At 41.7% G+C, this 18274-nt stretch carries 12 protein-coding genes and 1 tRNA gene; 4 read left to right on the top strand and 9 right to left on the bottom strand.

Features of this window, described 5'->3' with window-relative positions:
• Positions 1-102 precede the first annotated feature (102 nt).
• The gene (locus QZT69_RS15025) at positions 103-2388 is read right to left on the bottom strand and encodes a T9SS type A sorting domain-containing protein (protein WP_294676724.1); all 2286 of its coding nucleotides are present in this window, start codon (positions 2386-2388) and stop codon (positions 103-105) included.
• A gap of 91 nt (positions 2389-2479) precedes the next feature.
• Here QZT69_RS15025 and QZT69_RS15020 point away from each other — a divergent pair, with 91 nt between their 5' ends.
• Complete coding sequence (locus QZT69_RS15020) at positions 2480-3715, top strand: PKD domain-containing protein (RefSeq protein ID WP_294676717.1); 1236 nt, start codon at positions 2480-2482, stop codon at positions 3713-3715.
• Positions 3716-4071: 356 nt separating this feature from the next.
• Positions 4072-9633 carry a T9SS type A sorting domain-containing protein gene (locus tag QZT69_RS15015; RefSeq protein ID WP_294676709.1) on the top strand — a complete coding sequence of 1854 codons (5562 nt, stop codon included), beginning with the start codon at positions 4072-4074 and terminating at the stop codon, positions 9631-9633.
• A 339-nt stretch (positions 9634-9972) separates the two neighbouring features.
• Here QZT69_RS15015 and QZT69_RS15010 read toward each other — a convergent pair whose 3' ends face one another.
• From QZT69_RS15010 to QZT69_RS14990, 5 genes are all read right to left on the bottom strand, one after another.
• Entirely contained in the window at positions 9973-10326 is a 354-nt protein-coding gene (locus QZT69_RS15010; protein ID WP_294676694.1) for a hypothetical protein, read from the bottom strand.
• Positions 10327-10328: 2 nt separating this feature from the next.
• Positions 10329-12209, bottom strand: coding sequence for a T9SS type A sorting domain-containing protein (locus tag QZT69_RS15005; RefSeq protein ID WP_294676689.1), 1881 nt, complete (start codon positions 12207-12209; stop codon positions 10329-10331).
• Positions 12210-12394: 185 nt separating this feature from the next.
• Positions 12395-12913 (bottom strand): YceI family protein, encoded by a 519-nt coding sequence (locus tag QZT69_RS15000; protein ID WP_294676686.1) that lies wholly within the window; start codon positions 12911-12913, stop codon positions 12395-12397.
• A gap of 137 nt (positions 12914-13050) precedes the next feature.
• Positions 13051-13668, bottom strand: coding sequence for an NAD(P)H-dependent oxidoreductase (locus QZT69_RS14995; RefSeq protein ID WP_294676675.1), 618 nt, complete (start codon positions 13666-13668; stop codon positions 13051-13053).
• A gap of 10 nt (positions 13669-13678) precedes the next feature.
• Positions 13679-14398 carry a pirin family protein gene (locus tag QZT69_RS14990; RefSeq protein ID WP_294676671.1) on the bottom strand — a complete coding sequence of 240 codons (720 nt, stop codon included), beginning with the start codon at positions 14396-14398 and terminating at the stop codon, positions 13679-13681.
• A gap of 408 nt (positions 14399-14806) precedes the next feature.
• Here QZT69_RS14990 and QZT69_RS14985 point away from each other — a divergent pair.
• Both QZT69_RS14985 and QZT69_RS14980 read left to right on the top strand, forming a co-directional pair.
• Positions 14807-14880: transfer RNA gene (locus QZT69_RS14985), tRNA-Asp, on the top strand.
• 102 nt (positions 14881-14982) lie between these two features.
• Positions 14983-15243: a GIY-YIG nuclease family protein gene (locus QZT69_RS14980; protein WP_294676667.1), complete on the top strand. Its 261-nt coding sequence runs from the start codon at positions 14983-14985 to the stop codon at positions 15241-15243.
• 161 nt (positions 15244-15404) lie between these two features.
• Here the strand turns inward: QZT69_RS14980 and QZT69_RS14975 are convergent, their stop codons facing one another.
• Genes QZT69_RS14975 through QZT69_RS14965 form a run of 3 tightly spaced genes read right to left on the bottom strand, consistent with a single transcriptional unit; the run spans position 15405 to position 18157 of the window.
• Positions 15405-16085, bottom strand: a complete 681-nt coding sequence (locus QZT69_RS14975; RefSeq protein ID WP_294676660.1) for a hypothetical protein — start codon at positions 16083-16085, stop codon at positions 15405-15407.
• Positions 16057-17778 carry an AarF/UbiB family protein gene (locus tag QZT69_RS14970; RefSeq protein WP_294676657.1) on the bottom strand — a complete coding sequence of 574 codons (1722 nt, stop codon included), beginning with the start codon at positions 17776-17778 and terminating at the stop codon, positions 16057-16059. Before QZT69_RS14970 ends, QZT69_RS14975 begins: the two co-directional genes overlap by 29 nt.
• Positions 17765-18157 (bottom strand): hypothetical protein, encoded by a 393-nt coding sequence (locus QZT69_RS14965; protein WP_294676654.1) that lies wholly within the window; start codon positions 18155-18157, stop codon positions 17765-17767. The genes QZT69_RS14970 and QZT69_RS14965 overlap by 14 nt, the downstream gene beginning before the upstream one ends.
• Positions 18158-18274 lie beyond the last annotated feature (117 nt).

The raw sequence follows: 18274 nt of genomic DNA, 5'->3' as shown, positions 1-18274 counted from the left end.
ATTCTTGAATTCGATAATTAATGTGTTCGCTAATTTGCGAACAGATTTAAGATTAAATAATTGATTTTTAAATGATTATTATTCTTTGTTTTGAATGCTGATTTATTTTTTAATGAAACTCAGATGTTCAACCTTCCCATTGTTTTCCAGGACAAAATAATAAGAGCCGCTGCTTAGGCCGCTCACATCCATGGTCATCCCTGAAAGTTCGATGGCCTGCTTTTGCCCCAGGTTGTTGTAAACCCCGTGAAGCTTTAGATCGGAGACAGCGTTTTTGGAAAGTACCTGCACCAACTGATTTCCCGGGTTCGGATAGAGGACCAGGTTCGACTCTATTTTCCATTCTCCGACAGAGGATGTGCTCAAAGGATCTGCTTCAAAGAGAAATAAACCACCCAGATCCTGGCCTACAAATAAGTTCAGGAATCCGTTCCCGTCAATGTCATTCACAAAAAAGCTGCTGTAAAGCCCCACATCCATATTCAAATAAGTATTTGAGTACAAACTGAAGATGTCTCCGTCGTTTAAGTGTCCGTCGATATCCCGGTAATAGTTCATTTTACCGTTGTAAGCACCGACAAACAAATGTGTGGTATCATTTTCACGGAAGAAATGTGGAGCGGCATATCCGTCCGGAGAAGACGAAATGTCGACCTGGCCTAAGTTCTGGGTGATTAAAGTAAAAACCGGATTGGAAGCTGTGCCTGTGTTCTGATAATACGTTATTTCTCCGGTCTTTTTCCCTACGATAAGATCAACCAATCCGTCCTTGTTAAGGTCGAAAAGCTGCGGGAAAGCATAGGACAACACATTGATTGCGCTTCCGGTATTATCCGTTAAGGAAACGGATGTTCCGAGGTTTAGGTTATTTCCCGGGCCTGCGCTATTGATGTACTTCAGAAGCGTTCCATTTTCTCTGCCGATAATCATATCGGTATCACCGTCGCCGTCCAGGTCCCCGAATGTTGGAACAGATCTTAAACCCAATCCCAAGGATGAAAGGCCTAAGTAATCGTTATTGATCAGCGTAAATTCCGGGTTTGAAGCGGTTCCTGTGTTCCGGTATAGTTGCAGTGCGGATTCCAGGGCTAAAGTGGGTTTGTACCGGATAAAAGTTGCAACTACCAAATCTTTTAATCCATCCCCATTTTCATCCACTAAAACAGGGATGCTTCCCAGTCCGTTCTCGATCATATCTTTTTGCAGGAAATTGTTTTCCTGGAAAACAAAGTTCGGAAGGGCATTTGTGCCGGTATTTTTGAAAAACTGTACACTGTTTTGGTTTTCGGAAACGGTTCGTGCATTGGGAGCGATAATCAGATCTTTCTTTCCGTCAAAATCCACGTCTTCCCAGTACATTGCCGGAAATAGCTGCATGAACCCCGGGTTGGATGCCGAAGGGTAGTTGTGTGTCTGACTGATCATGGCAGAATTGGTATTGGGAGCATTTCCACCGTTCATCAATAAGGTGATTCCGGCATAGGAAACATCGCCCAGGATCAGGTCCATAACCCCATTATTATTTACATCCATTGCTAAAATAGTGGAGCCTGAATGTCGGGTGACATTTTCAAGCGCGGTGTCGATTAAGAGGTCTGATTCATAGTCTTGCGGATCTCTTCCCGGTTTTTCCGGTCTTAACGGATTTGGGACATCACCGTTTTCGCAGGGATAAGCAGTTTCATTCAGGAAAAGATCATTGCTGTTGGCATCTTCACTAAATTTTCCCCAGCATTGGTTCTTGAGTACAAAGATTAGTGAATCGGGGATTCCATAGAGCTCCATACTTTGGTTCTGATGGTAGAGCAGATTCTGCCCGCCGATATGGAAAGTCAGTACATCGATATCCCCGTCAAAGTCTACATCGGTATATGCGGGAATATCTCCGGCGCTTACATACAGATTGGAAATATCTCCTGCGTAATCTGTCTGAAGATTGTCTGTGATCAGCTGCCATTGAAGTCCTGATGAAGAACTTCCGATGTTCCGGTAAATCTTTACACCGCCGATTCCATAAGTAAAAAGGTCCTTTCTTCCATCCGCATCATAATCAACAAATGCAGCGCGGTATTTGCAGTCAGCTGGAAAATATTCATAGCCCTTGTAAACGTATTCGTATCCATGAACCGAAGCATTTACTGTATGTTCCATGAGGATGAATTCGTCGGCGCTGCGATCAAAGATTACCAAATCGTCTAATCCGTCGAAATTATAATCGATGGTTGAGAACTGGCCGTAATTAATTCCGCCGGCCCATGGGTTCTTCAGAGTGGCACTTCCATTCTTAACCGGAATATTGGGGTTGTATTCAAATCCCAAATAAGTCTGTGAAAGAGCCGGTTGAGAGCTCAGGATTATCCAAAGAAGGGAAATGAAGACTTTTTTCATTTGTTTAGGATTACAATATGATTTGTAAAATAAGCCAAATATTCGGGCAACTCCAAAAACAGATTTCTGTTTAGAGATAAAACGTATTAAAATGAAAAAAATTCTCCTTTCCTTCTTTTGTTTCTCGGTTATTTATTCCTGTGTTTATGCCCAGGATTCCATTTCTGTCTTGTTTATCGGGAACAGTTATACTTATGTAAACGATCTTCCGGGTACGCTTGGAGCACTTGCTGCGAATCTTGGAAAAGAAATAACCATAGACTCCAAAACAAACGGCGGTTACACCTTTCAAAATCACACTACTGATCCATTGACCTATTCGAAAATCCATTCAAAGCCCTGGGATGTTGTGGTGATCCAGGGACAAAGCCAGGAGCCGAGTTTCCCGGATGCCCAGGTTAATTCGCAGACCTTACCTTATGCGATGCAGCTGTCGGACAGTATATGGGCGAATAATTCCTGCAGCAACGTGATGTATTACATGACCTGGGGAAGGCAGAACGGAGATCCGCAGTGGTCGGAAATAAATACGTTTGAAAAGATGAATACGCGCTTGTACAACGCATATATGCGTATGGCGGATTCAAGTGATCATGCAATGGTGTCGCCGGTTGGGCGCGTTTGGTCTTATGTACGGGAAAATCATCCGGCAATTAATTTGTACAACGCCGATCAATCTCATCCGTCGGCAGAAGGGACTTACCTGGCGGCTTGTACCTTTTACACCTCTCTTTTTCGTCAAAGCCCTGTGGGAGCAACCTACTACGGTGGTCTATCAGCTTCAACTGCCGGGATTCTGCAAAACGCTGCAACAACGGTGATTTTGGATTCACTGGATCATTTTCACCTGCATCCCGTTGATGAACCGACACAGGCTTCTTTTACCCTGGTCCAAAACGGAGAAACCATTCAACTGACAAATACCAGTTCAAGAGCAACAACTTATACCTGGGATTTTGGGGATGGTCAAAGTGCATTAACGGAAAATGCGCAGCACACATTCGGTTCGAATGGGACGTATACTGTTCAATTAATGGCATCATCCATTTGTAACACAGATACATTTTCCATCCAGGTGCAGGTAATGTCCCTCGGTTTACCGGAAACGGATTTTGAAAAAGTGGTGTTTTTAACCCATGATGAGTTTATTGAAGTTTCGGCCGGTGTCCCGGGATTTTCTCTAGAGGTCTTCAGTGTTGAAGGAAAACTGCTGATGGAAAAAAGAAAATTAGGAGAACTGCCTGTCATGATTCATCGAACAAATCAAATCCAGTTATTTTATATTACACGCCCGGATGGAAGAATTAAAACAATTAGAAGTATTTAAATATATTTTGTTTAACATTAATGTTAAATATTTTTATTTTAAAATATTTGTATCGAAATCAAACAAAACGCACTGTAAGGTAACAATGATCGGTGTTTTAGAAAATGCTTATTTCGGAAACGCATCAATTATTGATAATTATTACGTTAAATAATTAACATATTTATATTTTGTTTTTCACCGTTTTTTTAGTTTAAAAAGCCTCTAAATTACTGGGATTGGAATAAATATGTACGTTATGTTAAGAAATTACTAAATCGATATTCCAACGATTTTTTAAGTTGGTGCCAAAAGCAGTATAGTAGTATCTGTGAAATATTTGTGGATTTTTGTTTCAAACAAATAATTTTAAACTTATGAAGAGAATTACACTTAGATCAGTAATTCCGGTAAGGTTAAAGTTTAAACTGAAACAAAATACGTTATCTAGCTTAGGAGGTCTGCTTGTCGGATTATTCCTGATTGCTTCGAATTCTATTTTTTCACAGACAACTTTAATCAACCCTGCGACTGATGGAGGCTTTGAACTAGGCCCGGATTTTACCAGCAATGGCTGGACAGTTGATAACGGAACCGTCACCAATAAATGGTTTGTAGGTACTGCCGCAACCGGTTTTACAGGGAATGCAGCTTATATTTCTGCGGATGCGGGAGTAACAAATGGATATACTAATTCCAGTACTTCTGTTGTTCATTTTTATCGTGATGTCACATTTCCTGCAGGGGAAACGAACATTCAGCTAAGTTTTAATTGGAAAGCATTGGGGGAAAGCGGTTATTGGGATGCTTTAATGGTTTCTATTGCTCCGACAAGTTATACTCCGGTTGCAACGAATATTTCAGCGAGTAATGGAAACTTAGCGGCACCTGCAATCAATTTAGCGGGTCTTTGGAATTCTTCGTCGGTAAATACCGCTACGATTTCAATTCCGGCAAGTGTGGTTAATAATTGCTCCACAAATCAAACATTCAGATTGATTTTTACATGGAAGAATGACGGCGGTGGCGGATCAGCTCCATCTGCTGCAGTAGACAATATTTCATTAGTAAGTTCTGCTTCGGCAATCACTTCTGCCGGTGGAACCTTCACGATTGATAATACCTTACCTAATGCAGGGACAAACTTTTCAAGTTTTACAAATGCAATCAATGCATTAAATTCAGCTTCAGCTTGTTTGACTGCTCCGGTGGTGTTTAATGTTACTTCCGGACAAACTTTCAATGAATTGCCTCCGGTAATTACTGCTACAGGTACTTCTACAAACACGATTACTTTCCAAAAGAACGGAGCCGGTGTGAATCCGAAGATTACTTCAACTGGAACAACGGGATCAAATGACGCAAGTATTACGCTTTCAGGAGGGGATTATTTTAGATTCGATGGGATAGATGTAGATAACAGTGCATCTGCAAGTATGGAATTTGGCTATTTGGTTCGTAATGCTTCAGCAACAGATGGGGCTATGAACAACATTTTTAGGAACATATCTGTAAAACTGAATAGAGGAAACAATACTTCGGGTTCATCCAGTGCTATTTTATTCTCAGCTTCAACAACGGGAGGCGGGATTGCTCCAACTGCTCTGTCTGGTGCCAACTCTGATAACCAGGTGATGAATGTAACAATTGATGGAGCAATTAATGGGATCTATTTCCTTGGAAATTCAACTTATCCCGATGCGAATAACTCTATCGGAGTAATTGTTGCGGGAAATCGTAATCTAATAACGAATATCGGACCAACCGTTGCTACGTTTGTTGCTGCAAGAGGGGTTTATTTGTTAAATCAAAATGGAGTTTCTGTTAAATCAACCGATGTTTCGTTGGTTGCATCTAATCAGGCAATATCAGGAGGTATTTACCTTGCAGGTGTTTCTGGCAATACAGAAGTTTCAGGGAATAGTATCAAAAATATCAGTGTTGCGGGTTCTACATCTACAACTTCTGTTGCTTACGGTCTTTTTTCTTCCCAATCAACAAGCGGGACAAATGTTTGTAAGATTCATAATAATATGGTTTCAGACATTTACACAAGCTTTACGGGAACTGCAACATCAAACAGGTACGCAATTGGTATTTTTACCGGTACTGCTAGTGCTGCGGCAACTCAAAGCTACCTTGTTTACCATAACAATGTTTCAATTGGAAATGGTTTAACCCCAACTTATTCTAATTCTTGTTATGAGATTCAAAATGTTGCTTCGGTTTACAAGGTGCAAAACAATATCTTCGCAAACTTTACAAATGCTCAAACAGGAGCGGCAAGACATTATGTTTATGTAACAACTTCTGCTACAAATATCGGAGCAACCGGATCGATTTCTAATAAGAATGATTTCTTTGTTGCAAATGATTTAGGAACTACCGGATTTACGGCTAGAGCTAATTCAACGAATTTAACGTCATTGTTAAATTGGACTTCTGCGATTACGGCTGTTGCTAACACAGATGCAAATTCAGCAAATGTCAATCCGATGTTTGTAAACAACAATACTGATTTGCATTTGAATTTGGGAGCTACTCCAACTCAGATTGAATCTGGTGGAGAGGCTACTTTAGGAATTGCGGTTGATTTTGATGGACAAGTAAGACCTGGACCGGTAAGTCCTGTAAACGGAGGAAGTACTGCTCCTGATATGGGGGCTGATGAATTTGACGGAGCTCCGGCAACACCACCGACAATTACATTTAACTCAATAACTCCAAACACAGTTCAGTGTGCCGGAACACCGCACTTGATATCTGTAGATGTTGCAAACGTTAATGGAACGATTTCGTCAGTCAATCTTAATTATTCAGTGAACGGAGTTACTCAAACTCCAATTGCAATGACTAATTCAAGCGGGTCAACCTGGGAGGGAACAATAGCTGTGCCTTCTCCTGCTAATGCAACTGTAAGCTGGTCTGTTACTGCAACAAATTCATTAGCACTTTCAGGGAATTACATCGGAACTTCTTATTCGGATGAACCTTTGCTTGGAGTTACTGCATCTGCAACTGCAAGCTCATCAACAATTTGTGAGTCTTCTCCTTCTGTTCTTACAGCGACACTAACTAAGAGTGGTTCCGCTACAATTGGTACGGCAACTACTTTAACGGGAGCAACTTCACAGCCAACAGCATTTTGTAACAGATGGCCTTCATATCGTATGCAGACAATCTTTACAGCTGCTGAGTTAAGCGCAGCAGGATTGATCGCAGGTCCGATTACTTCGATGTCTTATAACATCACTACTTTAGGAGATGATGCTGCGAATGCAAATTTTGTTGTTAAAATCGGAACTACAGGATTAACAGCATTTACTGATTTTGTTTCTTCTGCAGCTTATACAACTGTTTATCCGGCTGCAACATATACGCATGCTGTAGGAGTTAACGTAATTAACTTTTCAACTCCATATAACTGGGATGGTACATCCAACATTGTTGTTGAGGTAAGCCACGATGGTGCTGATGCAATAAATAACTCTCAGACTTATTATACTGCGACGCCAGGAAATACAGTTGTGTGGTCAACAAGCGGGAATGCAGTTGGAACAACGAGTACTAACAGATTAAATGTGGTATTTACCGGAAACGTTGCACCTGCAATTCAAACCATTTCGTGGTCAGACGGAGTTGGAACAATTGGAACAACAAACCCTTTATCGGTTTCTCCAGCTACAACAACTACTTATACAGCAACAATTACAGCTGCAGGTTGTTCGGTTTCTCCTTCACCAACAGTGACTGTAACGGTTAACCCGCTTCCTTCAGCTCCGACTGCTGCAAACTCTACACAGTGTGGTACACAGATTCCAACAGCTTCTGTAACTTCTACAAGTGGTTTGCCAACTCCGGAATTTAAGTGGTATGATGCGGCAGTTGCAGGAACTGTTCTTCAATCAGGTACTTCGACAACTTATACAACGGCAATTTCAGCTACAACTACATTCTATGTGAGTGAATTGAACACTGTTACAGGGTGTGAAAGTGCACGGGTACCGGTTACAGTAACAGTTTCTGTACCGGATGCTATTTCAGCCTCAGCTTCAGCTGCTGCTATTTGTTTGAATGGTTCGGTAAATCTTACTGCTGCGAATACGAATCCAACTCCAATGCAAAACTATACTTACTCTTGGGTAAGTACTGCAGGAAGTGGTGCTGAAACTCCGGTTGCAGGAAATCCGGTTACAATTACTCCAACAGATGCAGGATCTTATACCTATACTGTAACAGCGGTAGATGGTGGTTGTACAACTGTAAATACCGTTTCTGTAACTGTAAATCCTTCTCCAACAGCTGTAACAGCTGCTAGTAGTGCGGCTACAATTTGTAATGGAGATATGATTGATTTAACCTCTTCTGCGAACCCTAATACATCGGTTGCTGCAACTTTGACAGAAGGATTTGAAACATTCCCTCCTTCAGCATGGACGATGATTAATGCAGGATCAGGAAATGCCTGGAGCACTTCCGCACTTGCCGCTCAATCAGGAAGCTCGGGTATGGCTTATGTATATGATCCGGATTTCGCAGCGAATGCATGGGCGATTACACCTCAATTATATATGGTTGCAGGTCAAACTTACAATATCTCATTTTGGTATAAGGTTCGGGGAGCTTCATTTCCTGAAAATCTGAAAGTAACTGTTGGGAATGCTGCAACGACCGCTGCACAAACTTCAATTTTATGGGATAATAATGGTGGTGCAAGTCTTACAAATACTACATGGGCTCAAGGTACTACTTCATATACACCAAGTGTAACAGGAAATTATTATGTAGGATTTAATTGTTATTCCGGAGCGGATGAATTTGAATTACATGTTGATGATGTTAGTATTGAATATACTGAACAGGGTACAATTGCATATGCATGGACATCTGCTCCGGCAGGTTTCACATCTGCAGTTCAAAATCCAATGGGGGTAAGTCCGGTGGTTAACACCACTTATACGGTTACAGCTACCAACAGCTTTAACTGTTCTGCATCTGCATCTGTTGCAGTTATAGTAAACCAACCTTCAAGTTCATCGGTTACTGCGTCATCTTGTGATTCATATACATGGGCTCAGAATGGAATGACTTATATGGCTTCAGGTGCTTACACGGATACAATCCCAAATATGTTTGGTTGTGACTCGGTAATCACATTGAACCTTACAATCAATCAGCCTACAACGTCAACGGTTTCTGTAACTGAATGTTCATCTTATACATGGGCACAAAATGGAATGACTTATACTGCTTCCGGTATGTATACGGATACTATTCCAAACTCAGTAAATTGTGACTCAGTTATCACTTTGGACCTGACAATCAATATGCCGACATCTTCTGTGTTTACGGTTTCAACTTGTAGTCCTACTTATACATGGGCTCAGAACGGAACAGTTTACAACGCATCTGGTATGTATAATGATACACTTTCCAACGCATCAGGATGTGATTCGGTGGTTACTTTGAACCTGACTATCACAAACTTTGTTGCAACAGCAACAGATAATGGTGATGCTACGATTACAGCTTCTGCAGGAACAACTTACCAGTGGATTAATTGTACAACAAATGCACCGATTGCGGGTGCAACAGCACAAACTTTTGCTGCAACAGCAAATGGTACGTATGCAGTCATTGTATCAAACGGTACATGTTCGGATACATCAAACTGTGTGAACATTACAAATGTTGGAATCAAAGAGAATATGATCTCTACGATCTCTGTTCATCCAAACCCAACTAACGATGTTGTAATCGTGACAATGGATGCTTCTTCGGCAATTGTTGAAGTAATGGATGTACAAGGAAAATTGGTTCAGACAGCTCAAATTAAGTCCGGAGATCAGGTTGATCTTAGCACTTACGAAAGAGGTGTTTATACATTGAGAATTAAAACAGAATCAGGTACTTCCATCGAAAGAATTGTGAAGAACTAATCCTTTGTTTATTTGAAAAGAAAGCGGTCATTCGAAAGAGTGGCCGTTTTTTATTGCACGTAGTTACGATGATGATTCAAATGATACGGAGGATCATTCTATCGGAGTCAAGTATATTCTGTTATTGAATTGCAGGACTAAAGTCACATGCTAAAGCCCGTCCTGAGCATGATTATCTTCTTTAAAGGTTACTTTCCTCTGTGTGATGGATATCCCCCCGGACTACTGCTGTTATCGGCAAAAGTCTATCCGGATGGGTAAAGTTTTAAGATAGGAAGTTCTTAAAACAAAAAAGCCCCGTTTATCAAATGACAAACGGAGCTTTTTAATAGGGTTATCTTATTTTATCGAATGTTCTGCCGGAAGCTTGAAAAGTTCAACAGTAACAAATTGTCCGATGACATCTTCGATGTCTTTTGTTTCCACCCAGCTTTCATGTTCAACGATTAGTTTATTCTGAGTGCTCAGTGTGCATGAAACATAGCCGTCTTTTTCTCTCATCAGAGCACTGATTTGTGTGAAATCCGAACCGGTAATGGGAGTCTGGGATACAAAGGTGTTGGAAACGATCTTTGAAATATTTTTAGACTGATTATAACGCGCTTTTTCTTGATTTAATTCAAATACGGATGTCTGAGAAAAAACACCATTTGAGAAAAAACAGATCGCAAATAAGAAGATTGTTTTTTTCATAGTTAGTCAATTTTAATGATACGTTGTTTTTGAGAAGAATTAGTGCTTGTTACAACCAGGGTGTAAACCCCTTCACTCAAAGAAGAAATATCTCTGAAAAGGTTCGTATTTCCTTCGTTTACATCGATTTTTTCCTGTAATACCGGAACGCCTTTCTGGTCCATAATTTGAATTTCCATGGTTTCCTTTCTGGAACTTTGAAGCTGAATAACCAATTGGTCCTTCATCGGATTCGGATATGCTCTGAACAAACCGTCTATATCTTCTTTGGAATTCACAGAAATGATTTTCGAATCGGTTCTATCCCCGTTTAGGTCTACTTGCTGCAATTTATAAAAGCTGGTTCCGGATGGGACACCCTGGTGGATGAATTGATATTCGTTAGGATCAGATGTTGTTCCGGCTCCCTGAACAGTTCCGATTGTCACGAAATGCTCGGCATCACGGGAATACATGACTTCAAAATAATCGTTTTTGTACTCGCTTTCTGTTCGCCAGCTAAGAATGTTTCCTAAGCTTGTTGCGTTCCCGTTAAATTCAGAAAGCGATACCGGTAAGATACCTGTTCCTGTCCATCCGGAAATCGTAAATTCACAACCGTCTCCGGCATTTCCATCTATCATCAGCATATAAGTATTCCCAATGGTAAGGCCGGTAGCTGTTACCGTTCCCAGGGTAGTATTTCCAGGGTTATAACAGTTTGACATGGAAGTGAAGCCTGTACAGCACCCGGATGCATCATACGTAATGCTGTAAACATGTGCCTGGATTCCGTAATTGTTCACACATCCGGTAACGGATGAAATTGGAAATGTGTGAGAGGTACTTGAAGCCACAAACTGGTACCAGGAATTGTTTTCGATGGAACCGCAGAATACACTGGTTACGTTACCCGGTTGATCAGCCGTAAAAGTAACATCCGTTGATGCGCTGAATGTTCCGGGTCCTTCCGTTAAAGTTGCAGGAGAAGGGCAATTATCATTTGTTGCAGCACTCCCGCATGAGTTGGGCGGCGCAGATTCAACTGCACAAATGGAGAACGTTCCGGAGCCTCCGCCTAAATCCCATACACGAATATAAATGGTGCTCCCGGGGGTAAGTCCACCACGGTAAATCATGGACATCGAGCCGTTTGGAGAATCGTCATCATCACATTCGACAAGTGTTAGTGATCCGCAAGTTCCTGTGTAGAAGGCCATACCGCTGTCTGTCATGGTGCCGGAGTTTGTGTTGACCATAATGGCTCCTGTTGCCGGAACCACTGCAGTAAACCAAACGTCTTCGCCTGAATAAGAAGCACAACCAGGTGCAGGTGGTCCAACCGAATTGGTAGACCCGTAATTGGATGCAGCTGTGTAGGAACAAGAAGTGTTTACCGGAAGAGCAATGGCTGTACAAGGTTCATCATTGGTTGTTGGCGGGGGAGAGCTTGCGCAAATGGAGAATGTTCCGTTGCCATTATTCCCGTATTCCCACACACGGATAAAAATAGTTGCCCCTGGTGTTAATCCTGAACGCGAAATCATGGACATAGCTCCGTTGGGAGAATCATCGTCGTCACATTCCAGTAAGGTCAATGATCCGCAGGTCCCGGTATAAAACGCCAGTCCTGAGTCTAAGATAACTCCTGTATTCATGTCTACCGTTAAAACTCCGCTTGCAGGTACTACTGCTGTAAACCAAACATCGCCGCCGCTGTAGCTTGCACAACCCGGTGCGGGAACTCCCGCTGAGGCAGTTGCGGCTGCATTAGTGTAAGTGGAATAAGAACAGGATGTCCCTACTGTCAGTGATGTCGCTGAACAAGGATTATCATTTGCCGGTTGTGCAAAGCACGGATTTAAGGGTAGTAGGATGATTACCAGTCGTAGCAGGGTTTTCATAAAAAGTAGTCGTTAATTAGTTAACATTCTATTAACGATAAATTTAATGTTTAGTTGGTTAAAAAAAATACAGATTGCCCCCTGGATGTGTAAAATGTATATTCGAATGATTAAAATCTAAGTTTAAATGAATAAAAAAAGACAGGCCGAAAGCCTGTCCTTATACTAAAACCTTGTACTAAAATTTATTGCTTTACAAGTTGAATCTCACCACGCAATTTCACATCTTCTCCAACCAATACACCACCTGTTTCAAGGGCAGAGTTCCAGGTTAAACCGAAATCTTTACGGTTGATGGAAGATTCAAAGCTGAAAGCTGCTTTTTCATTCCCCCATGGATCTTTTCCTTCTCCGTGGAATTCGATATCCAATGGTATACGTTTTGTGATTCCGTGTAACTGGAATTCGCCTTCGATCTTACCTGATTTCAATTCGGGAAGTTCCGCTTTGAAGGTAATTTGAGGGTGATTCTCTACATCGAAAAAGTCTCCGCTTTTTAAGTGTCCGTCCCGTTGTTCGTTGCGTGTATTTACGGAAGCTGTATCAATGGTTGCATCAATAACCACGTTCTTAAAACCGTCTTCAGCTTCTACAGTAGCATTTACTGCATCAAATGTTCCGGTTACTTTTGTAAACATCATGTGTTTTACGCTAAATCCTACTTCACTGTGAGAAGGGTCAATTGTCCATTTAGTTGTACTCATTTTGATTGAATTTTAAATTGTTTATTTTTTATTTACTGTTTGAAAAAGGTTCAAAAGGTTCAAAAGGTTCAAAAGGTTCAAAAGGTTCAAAGTTGATTTTACCGTCTTGAAGTCTTAAAATCCTAAAGTCCTGATGTCTATTTAATCGTTACTAATTGTTCCAAAGTCTTACGGACTTTTTTGTGGTGTTGTGTATGATCTTCATCCGAACGGTATCCGAAAGTCAGAACGAGAACCGAATGATCATCTGTCAAACCTAAGATCTCGTCGTACTTCTCTTTTTGGAAACCTTCCATCGGAGTGCTGTCAATTCCCAGATGAGCGGCCATTACCAAACCGAATCCCAATCCGATGTACGCTTGCTTGGTATTCCATGCAATGAGTTCTTCCGGGCTCAGATTGGATAGCACCCCAACAATATTCTGTTGGAACCGGTTCAGTTTTTCGCGTTCAACTTCACGAATTTCAACAATGCGCTGCATGTAAGAATCAACCTGTTGGTCTTCAATATTACGGTTCACAGTGAATACAACGACGTCTGAAGCATCCGTCAGAGGCGACTGGTCGAAAGATGCAGCTCTTAACTGTGCACGCAGGTCCGGGGACTTGACGTGGATCAATTTAAAGGGTTGCAATCCGTAGGAAGTTGGAGCGCTGTTAATCGCTTCCAGGATTTCCTGCATGTCCTCATGACTGATTTTTTTCGTCGGATCGTATTTCTGTGTGGCGTAACGCCATGCTAGCGCATTTTTCATTTTTCTGTTGTTACATTTTCACCTCCATCGGTACCTCCATCAGCAAAACAGTGGAACCTTTGGTTATATGCAAAGTTACGGAGGAAGTGTCTACAATTCCTAATGCATCCCTGCGATTTAATTGCTGTCCGTCGATTACGGAACTTCCTTCAACCTGCATCACATAAACCCCGTTTTTCGGATTTTTCAATGCGTATGTCAGGGTTTTGTCTTCCGTGAATTTCCCCATGTTGAACCAGGCATCCTGGTGGATCCAAACTCCGGCATCGTCCTTGTCCGGTGAAAGAATTTGTACGAACTCATTCAAATGGTCGTCCACTGCAATCTTTTGCTGATCATAACGCGGTTCTACATTGCGTTTGTTCGGGAATAACCAGATCTGGAATAATTTCAGGTCCTGGTCCTCGTTCGGGTTAAACTCCGAGTGTTGTACTCCGGTCCCGGCGCTCATTACCTGGATTTCTCCGGCTGTAATGGTTGCACTGTTTCCCATGGAGTCTTTGTGTGCAATTGCTCCTTCCAATGGGATCGTGATGATCTCCATATTGTCGTGAGGGTGCGTTCCGAATCCCATTCCCGGTGAAACGGTATCGTCATTTAATACGCGTAAAGTACCGAAGTGAACTCTTTCCGGGTTATACCAGGAAGCGAAGCTGAATGAATGTTTGGCGTTCAGCCAACCGTGGTTTGCATGACCTCTTGAGTTTTCTGAGTGGAAGATTGTTTTCATGTTTTTGTCCTTTCTTGGATTATTTGATGAAGCAAAGATACAATAACTTTTGTAATAATTACCATGGTAAATATTATTTTACCATTTTTTAAGGATTTGGTAAGACAGGAGTGGGGGACAAAATCACTGCATATCGTTGATTTCACTGGGAAAATAGATGGATGTCTATCTGTAAAGGAGTTTTTTTGGGTCATGTCTTCCGGTAATGTGTCATCTGCACTGAAAAAAATAAAAGATTAATTGGCTGATTTCTAATAAAAACGCACGTTTGTTAAAATTAAAATGACTTTTTTTTCATTTTTTCCTTGCAGAAATGAAATTTGCACGTATCTTTGCAACGCTTTTAACGTAAAGCATTACACAATTCGAAAGTTGACTGTTGTCAACTCCTGCAAAGGAAAAGAAATTGGTTTGGTAGTTCAGTTGGTTAGAATACATGCCTGTCACGCATGGGGTCGCGGGTTCGAGTCCCGTCCAGACCGCACACTACGTTAAAAGATAAGTCCTATATGGCTGTAGGAAATAGAAACCCTCAAGATGTATCAATGTCTTGAGGGTTTTGTCTTTTATAGAAATTACTATTCATGGAAAGCTACTACGTTTATATTATCTCCAATCCATCCGGGATTTATTATAAAGGTTATACGACTGATATTGTTCGTCGTATGGAAGAACACAATTCTCCTATGGGAAAATACACCTCAGAAAGAGGTCCATGGGAGTTGATTTTTATTAAAAATTTTCAAGACAAATCAGAAGCACTGAAATACGAGAAGATGCTGAAGAGGCAAAATCACAAGTATTTAGATTGGCTGCTCACTTCAGATAGAAACGAATTAAAATAGTCACGCATGGGGTCGTCTCGGCTCAGCCGAGAAGTCCCGTCCAGACCGTCACGGCTCAGCCGGGATTAAAAGCAAAAAGAGAAGCTCAATATGGCTGTTGAGATTAGAAAGTCCTAAGATGTATCAATGTCTTAGGACTTTGGTCTTTTAGGAAAAACCTCCTACTCCCGAAAACCACGTTTATTCCGGCTTATCACCAGGCATTTCAGATCTATAATGAGTATCCATGCAAGAAAAGACAACAGCGTGATTTTTTGGAGTACGGGTAAAAAAACAATGAACCACCCGGTGAGGTAGATCAAGAAATTGACCAGGATCAGCAGAATGCAGAACCAGCCCAGGAAATACAATGTTTTCAGATGGTTCTTCCTCAGTTCGCTGAGGGTTGCGGCCATTGGAACAGCACTGATCGTACTTCCGATACCAATTACACTGTCGTGGAACCGTGTAAAAATGAAAATGAGAATAACCATGGACAAAGTTCCGGTGTAACGGATTATGAGGATATTTCGCTTCTTTTCGTGAAAAAAGGGTGGTAAATAATACCAGAAGACGGCTATTGTGGAAAAGAGGATAATCATTCCTGTTAAGGCAAAGATCCTTCCCGGATTGTGAGCTCCGTTCTTGGCCGGTTCGGCCAGTAGATCGCACCAGTAATTGTTGACCCAGTCGAATCCTTCTGCAGTCCTGTTCCTATCTGATCCTCCCGGATAGTAGACAGCTGCAACGATGTACAAAATCACAAACAGAATGATTCCGATGATCGGAATGAATATCCATTTTTCAGTGGACAAATGCTTTTTCAGACTCAATTTATTTTTCTTTCCATCCGCTCCAGTCATCGTGGTCTCCTTTAAAGATGTTTTTGATCATCCCGTACCCCAGGATAAAACTGAAAATGATCCCGATCACGCCGTAACGGGAATACCCGAACCAGAACGGACCGACTTTATGAATAATAAAGAGAGCAGATCCAACGAGCAACGCGGCGATTACCAATGAGGCGGCAAGTTGTTTGGTGACCCGGTTAAAGGTATGGACCAACGGATCTATTCCCTGGTGGTTCAGGTTGACATTGATCTTTCCGGAATTGATTTTACGAACGGCATTTTTCAGGTCATTGGGAAATTCTTCCATGTAATTGGCCATTTCATAAAGACCATTCAGTACTTTCATCCCCAATGTAAACGGGTTGAGTTTTTTTGAAATAGCGGAACGCAGATAAGGTCGGGCGATCTCCAGCATATCAATTTTAGGGTCCAGGTTACTGATAAGACCTTCAATAGTTACCATGGAGCGTGCGAGCAGGAAAAAATGAGCCGGTACCTTCAGGTCATAGCGCACAATAATATCCTTGAGTTGGAGTAGCACAGTGCTCATTTCATTTTGATGGATACTGATAACGCTGTAATTAGCTACAAACTCGTTGATCTCATATTCCAATGAGCGCATATCGCGAATCGTTGTCATGTCAGACATACGCATTAAAGTCCGGATGATTTTCCGGACATCTTTGGATTTTACAGCAAGAAAAAGGTGTCCGAGTATTTCAATGTCTCTCGGAAGAATAGTACCCATCATCCCAAAATCGAGAAAGCAGATATGCCCGTTGGGGAGAACAAGAATGTTACCGGGATGCGGGTCGGCATGAAAGAATCCGTATTGAAAAACTTGCTTGATATAAGTTACGGCAAGTTTATGAGCGACTTCTTTTCGGTCATAACCATTCGACTCCAGGATCTTGTTGTCCGTCACTTTTACGCCGGAAATGAATTCCATGGTGAGGACCTTACCGGTAGTATATTCTTTGTAAACCTTTGGAACATGGGTAGTGTTGTCATTCGGGTCGTCGAGTATGTTTCTTGCAAAACGCTGAATGCTAACTGATTCCCGGATGAAGTCCAGTTCTTTCAAAATACTTTCTTCGAAGTTTTGTACAAGCCCAAGCGGATCGAAACTCCTGAGAGAAGGAATCCTGCGTTCAAAAATTCGTGCAAGCATGTACATAATCTTGATGTCTTCGACAATGATTGCCTGGATTTCCGGGCGCTGTACTTTTACAGCAACCTTTTCACCGGTCTTCAAAGTCGCTTTGTGCACCTGGGCCATGGACGCCGAAGCAAAGGCCTCGGTTTCATACCAGGCAAACAACTCTTCCATCGGTTTTTTCAATTCGGACTCAATGACCTGCCGTGAAATTGCTCCGGATTGCGGAGGGACATTGTCCTGTAATTTTTCAAGCTGGATAATCAGATCTGCGGGAAGCAGGTCAGAACGGTTACTCAGGATTTGCCCGAACTTGATGAACGTTGGTCCAAGATCTTCACATACCAGGCGCATCTTTTCGTACTTGGTATACTTCCGTGCATTTCTGGCGGTGGAACGGGGAATCAGTTTTCTCAATAAGGAAAATCGGCGTGTCTCAATGAGGTATGAGACAACGTCTTCGTAACCGTAGCGGACAAAAATGCGCAGGATATGGTTGAACCTTCTGAAAGACCGGTAGCGTTGCCGTATGTTCTCAAACAGCGCCATCCATCGGGTCTTTGTTCTCCAGTTGATGAATCCGTGCCTCGGCCAGGGCCAGATTTCTGTTGACTTCCTCCAGTTTACGTTCCAGATCAATGAGTTTGTCGGTATGGGCAATGTTTACTTTTTCGTAGAATGCCGAAACCATCTCACCGATTTTCACTTCCATTTCCTCCTGTACTTCTTTTGCTTTCAGCCGGATTCTTTCCGTAAAAGGAATTTCATTGCCGGCTTCATCAACCCTTTTTTCAGACATGAATTCATTGAGCTTGTCTCGGCTTTGCTCAGATAATTCTTTTAACTTATCCATTAAATGCGTCTCTCTTGAGATTGCATACAGGTTTGCAGACAATGCTGCCAATTCGATAAATGTTTTTGCTTTCATGCCGCTAACTTCTTATATTTAAGAGAAATAAAAGTTGATGAATATCAGTGCTTCGAATGATTTTTGTCCCCTTTTTGTGATACAAACAACTTCTATTTTTGAAGAGTAAAAAAAGAA

It is taken from the genome of uncultured Fluviicola sp. (genome assembly GCF_902168135.1).
In the GTDB taxonomy this organism is placed as follows: domain Bacteria; phylum Bacteroidota; class Bacteroidia; order Flavobacteriales_D; family Crocinitomicaceae; genus Fluviicola.
Note: the sequence above shows the minus strand (reverse complement) of the source record. Positions and strands in the feature narration are given on the sequence as shown.

Excerpts from the sequence above, each read along its gene's own strand:
- QZT69_RS14975 (WP_294676660.1), bottom strand. The coding sequence starts at position 16,085 with ATGACTGGAGCGGATGGAAAGAAAAATAAATTGAGTCTGAAAAAGCAT.
- QZT69_RS15020 (WP_294676717.1), top strand. The coding sequence starts at position 2,480 with ATGAAAAAAATTCTCCTTTCCTTCTTTTGTTTCTCGGTTATTTATTCC.
- QZT69_RS15015 (WP_294676709.1), top strand. The coding sequence starts at position 4,072 with ATGAAGAGAATTACACTTAGATCAGTAATTCCGGTAAGGTTAAAGTTT.
- QZT69_RS15010 (WP_294676694.1), bottom strand. The coding sequence starts at position 10,326 with ATGAAAAAAACAATCTTCTTATTTGCGATCTGTTTTTTCTCAAATGGT.
- QZT69_RS14980 (WP_294676667.1), top strand. The coding sequence starts at position 14,983 with ATGGAAAGCTACTACGTTTATATTATCTCCAATCCATCCGGGATTTAT.
- QZT69_RS15005 (WP_294676689.1), bottom strand. The coding sequence starts at position 12,209 with ATGAAAACCCTGCTACGACTGGTAATCATCCTACTACCCTTAAATCCG.
- QZT69_RS15025 (WP_294676724.1), bottom strand. The coding sequence starts at position 2,388 with ATGAAAAAAGTCTTCATTTCCCTTCTTTGGATAATCCTGAGCTCTCAA.
- QZT69_RS14995 (WP_294676675.1), bottom strand. The coding sequence starts at position 13,668 with ATGAAAAATGCGCTAGCATGGCGTTACGCCACACAGAAATACGATCCG.
- QZT69_RS14965 (WP_294676654.1), bottom strand. The coding sequence starts at position 18,157 with ATGAAAGCAAAAACATTTATCGAATTGGCAGCATTGTCTGCAAACCTG.
- QZT69_RS14990 (WP_294676671.1), bottom strand. The coding sequence starts at position 14,398 with ATGAAAACAATCTTCCACTCAGAAAACTCAAGAGGTCATGCAAACCAC.
- QZT69_RS14970 (WP_294676657.1), bottom strand. The coding sequence starts at position 17,778 with ATGGCGCTGTTTGAGAACATACGGCAACGCTACCGGTCTTTCAGAAGG.
- QZT69_RS15000 (WP_294676686.1), bottom strand. The coding sequence starts at position 12,913 with ATGAGTACAACTAAATGGACAATTGACCCTTCTCACAGTGAAGTAGGA.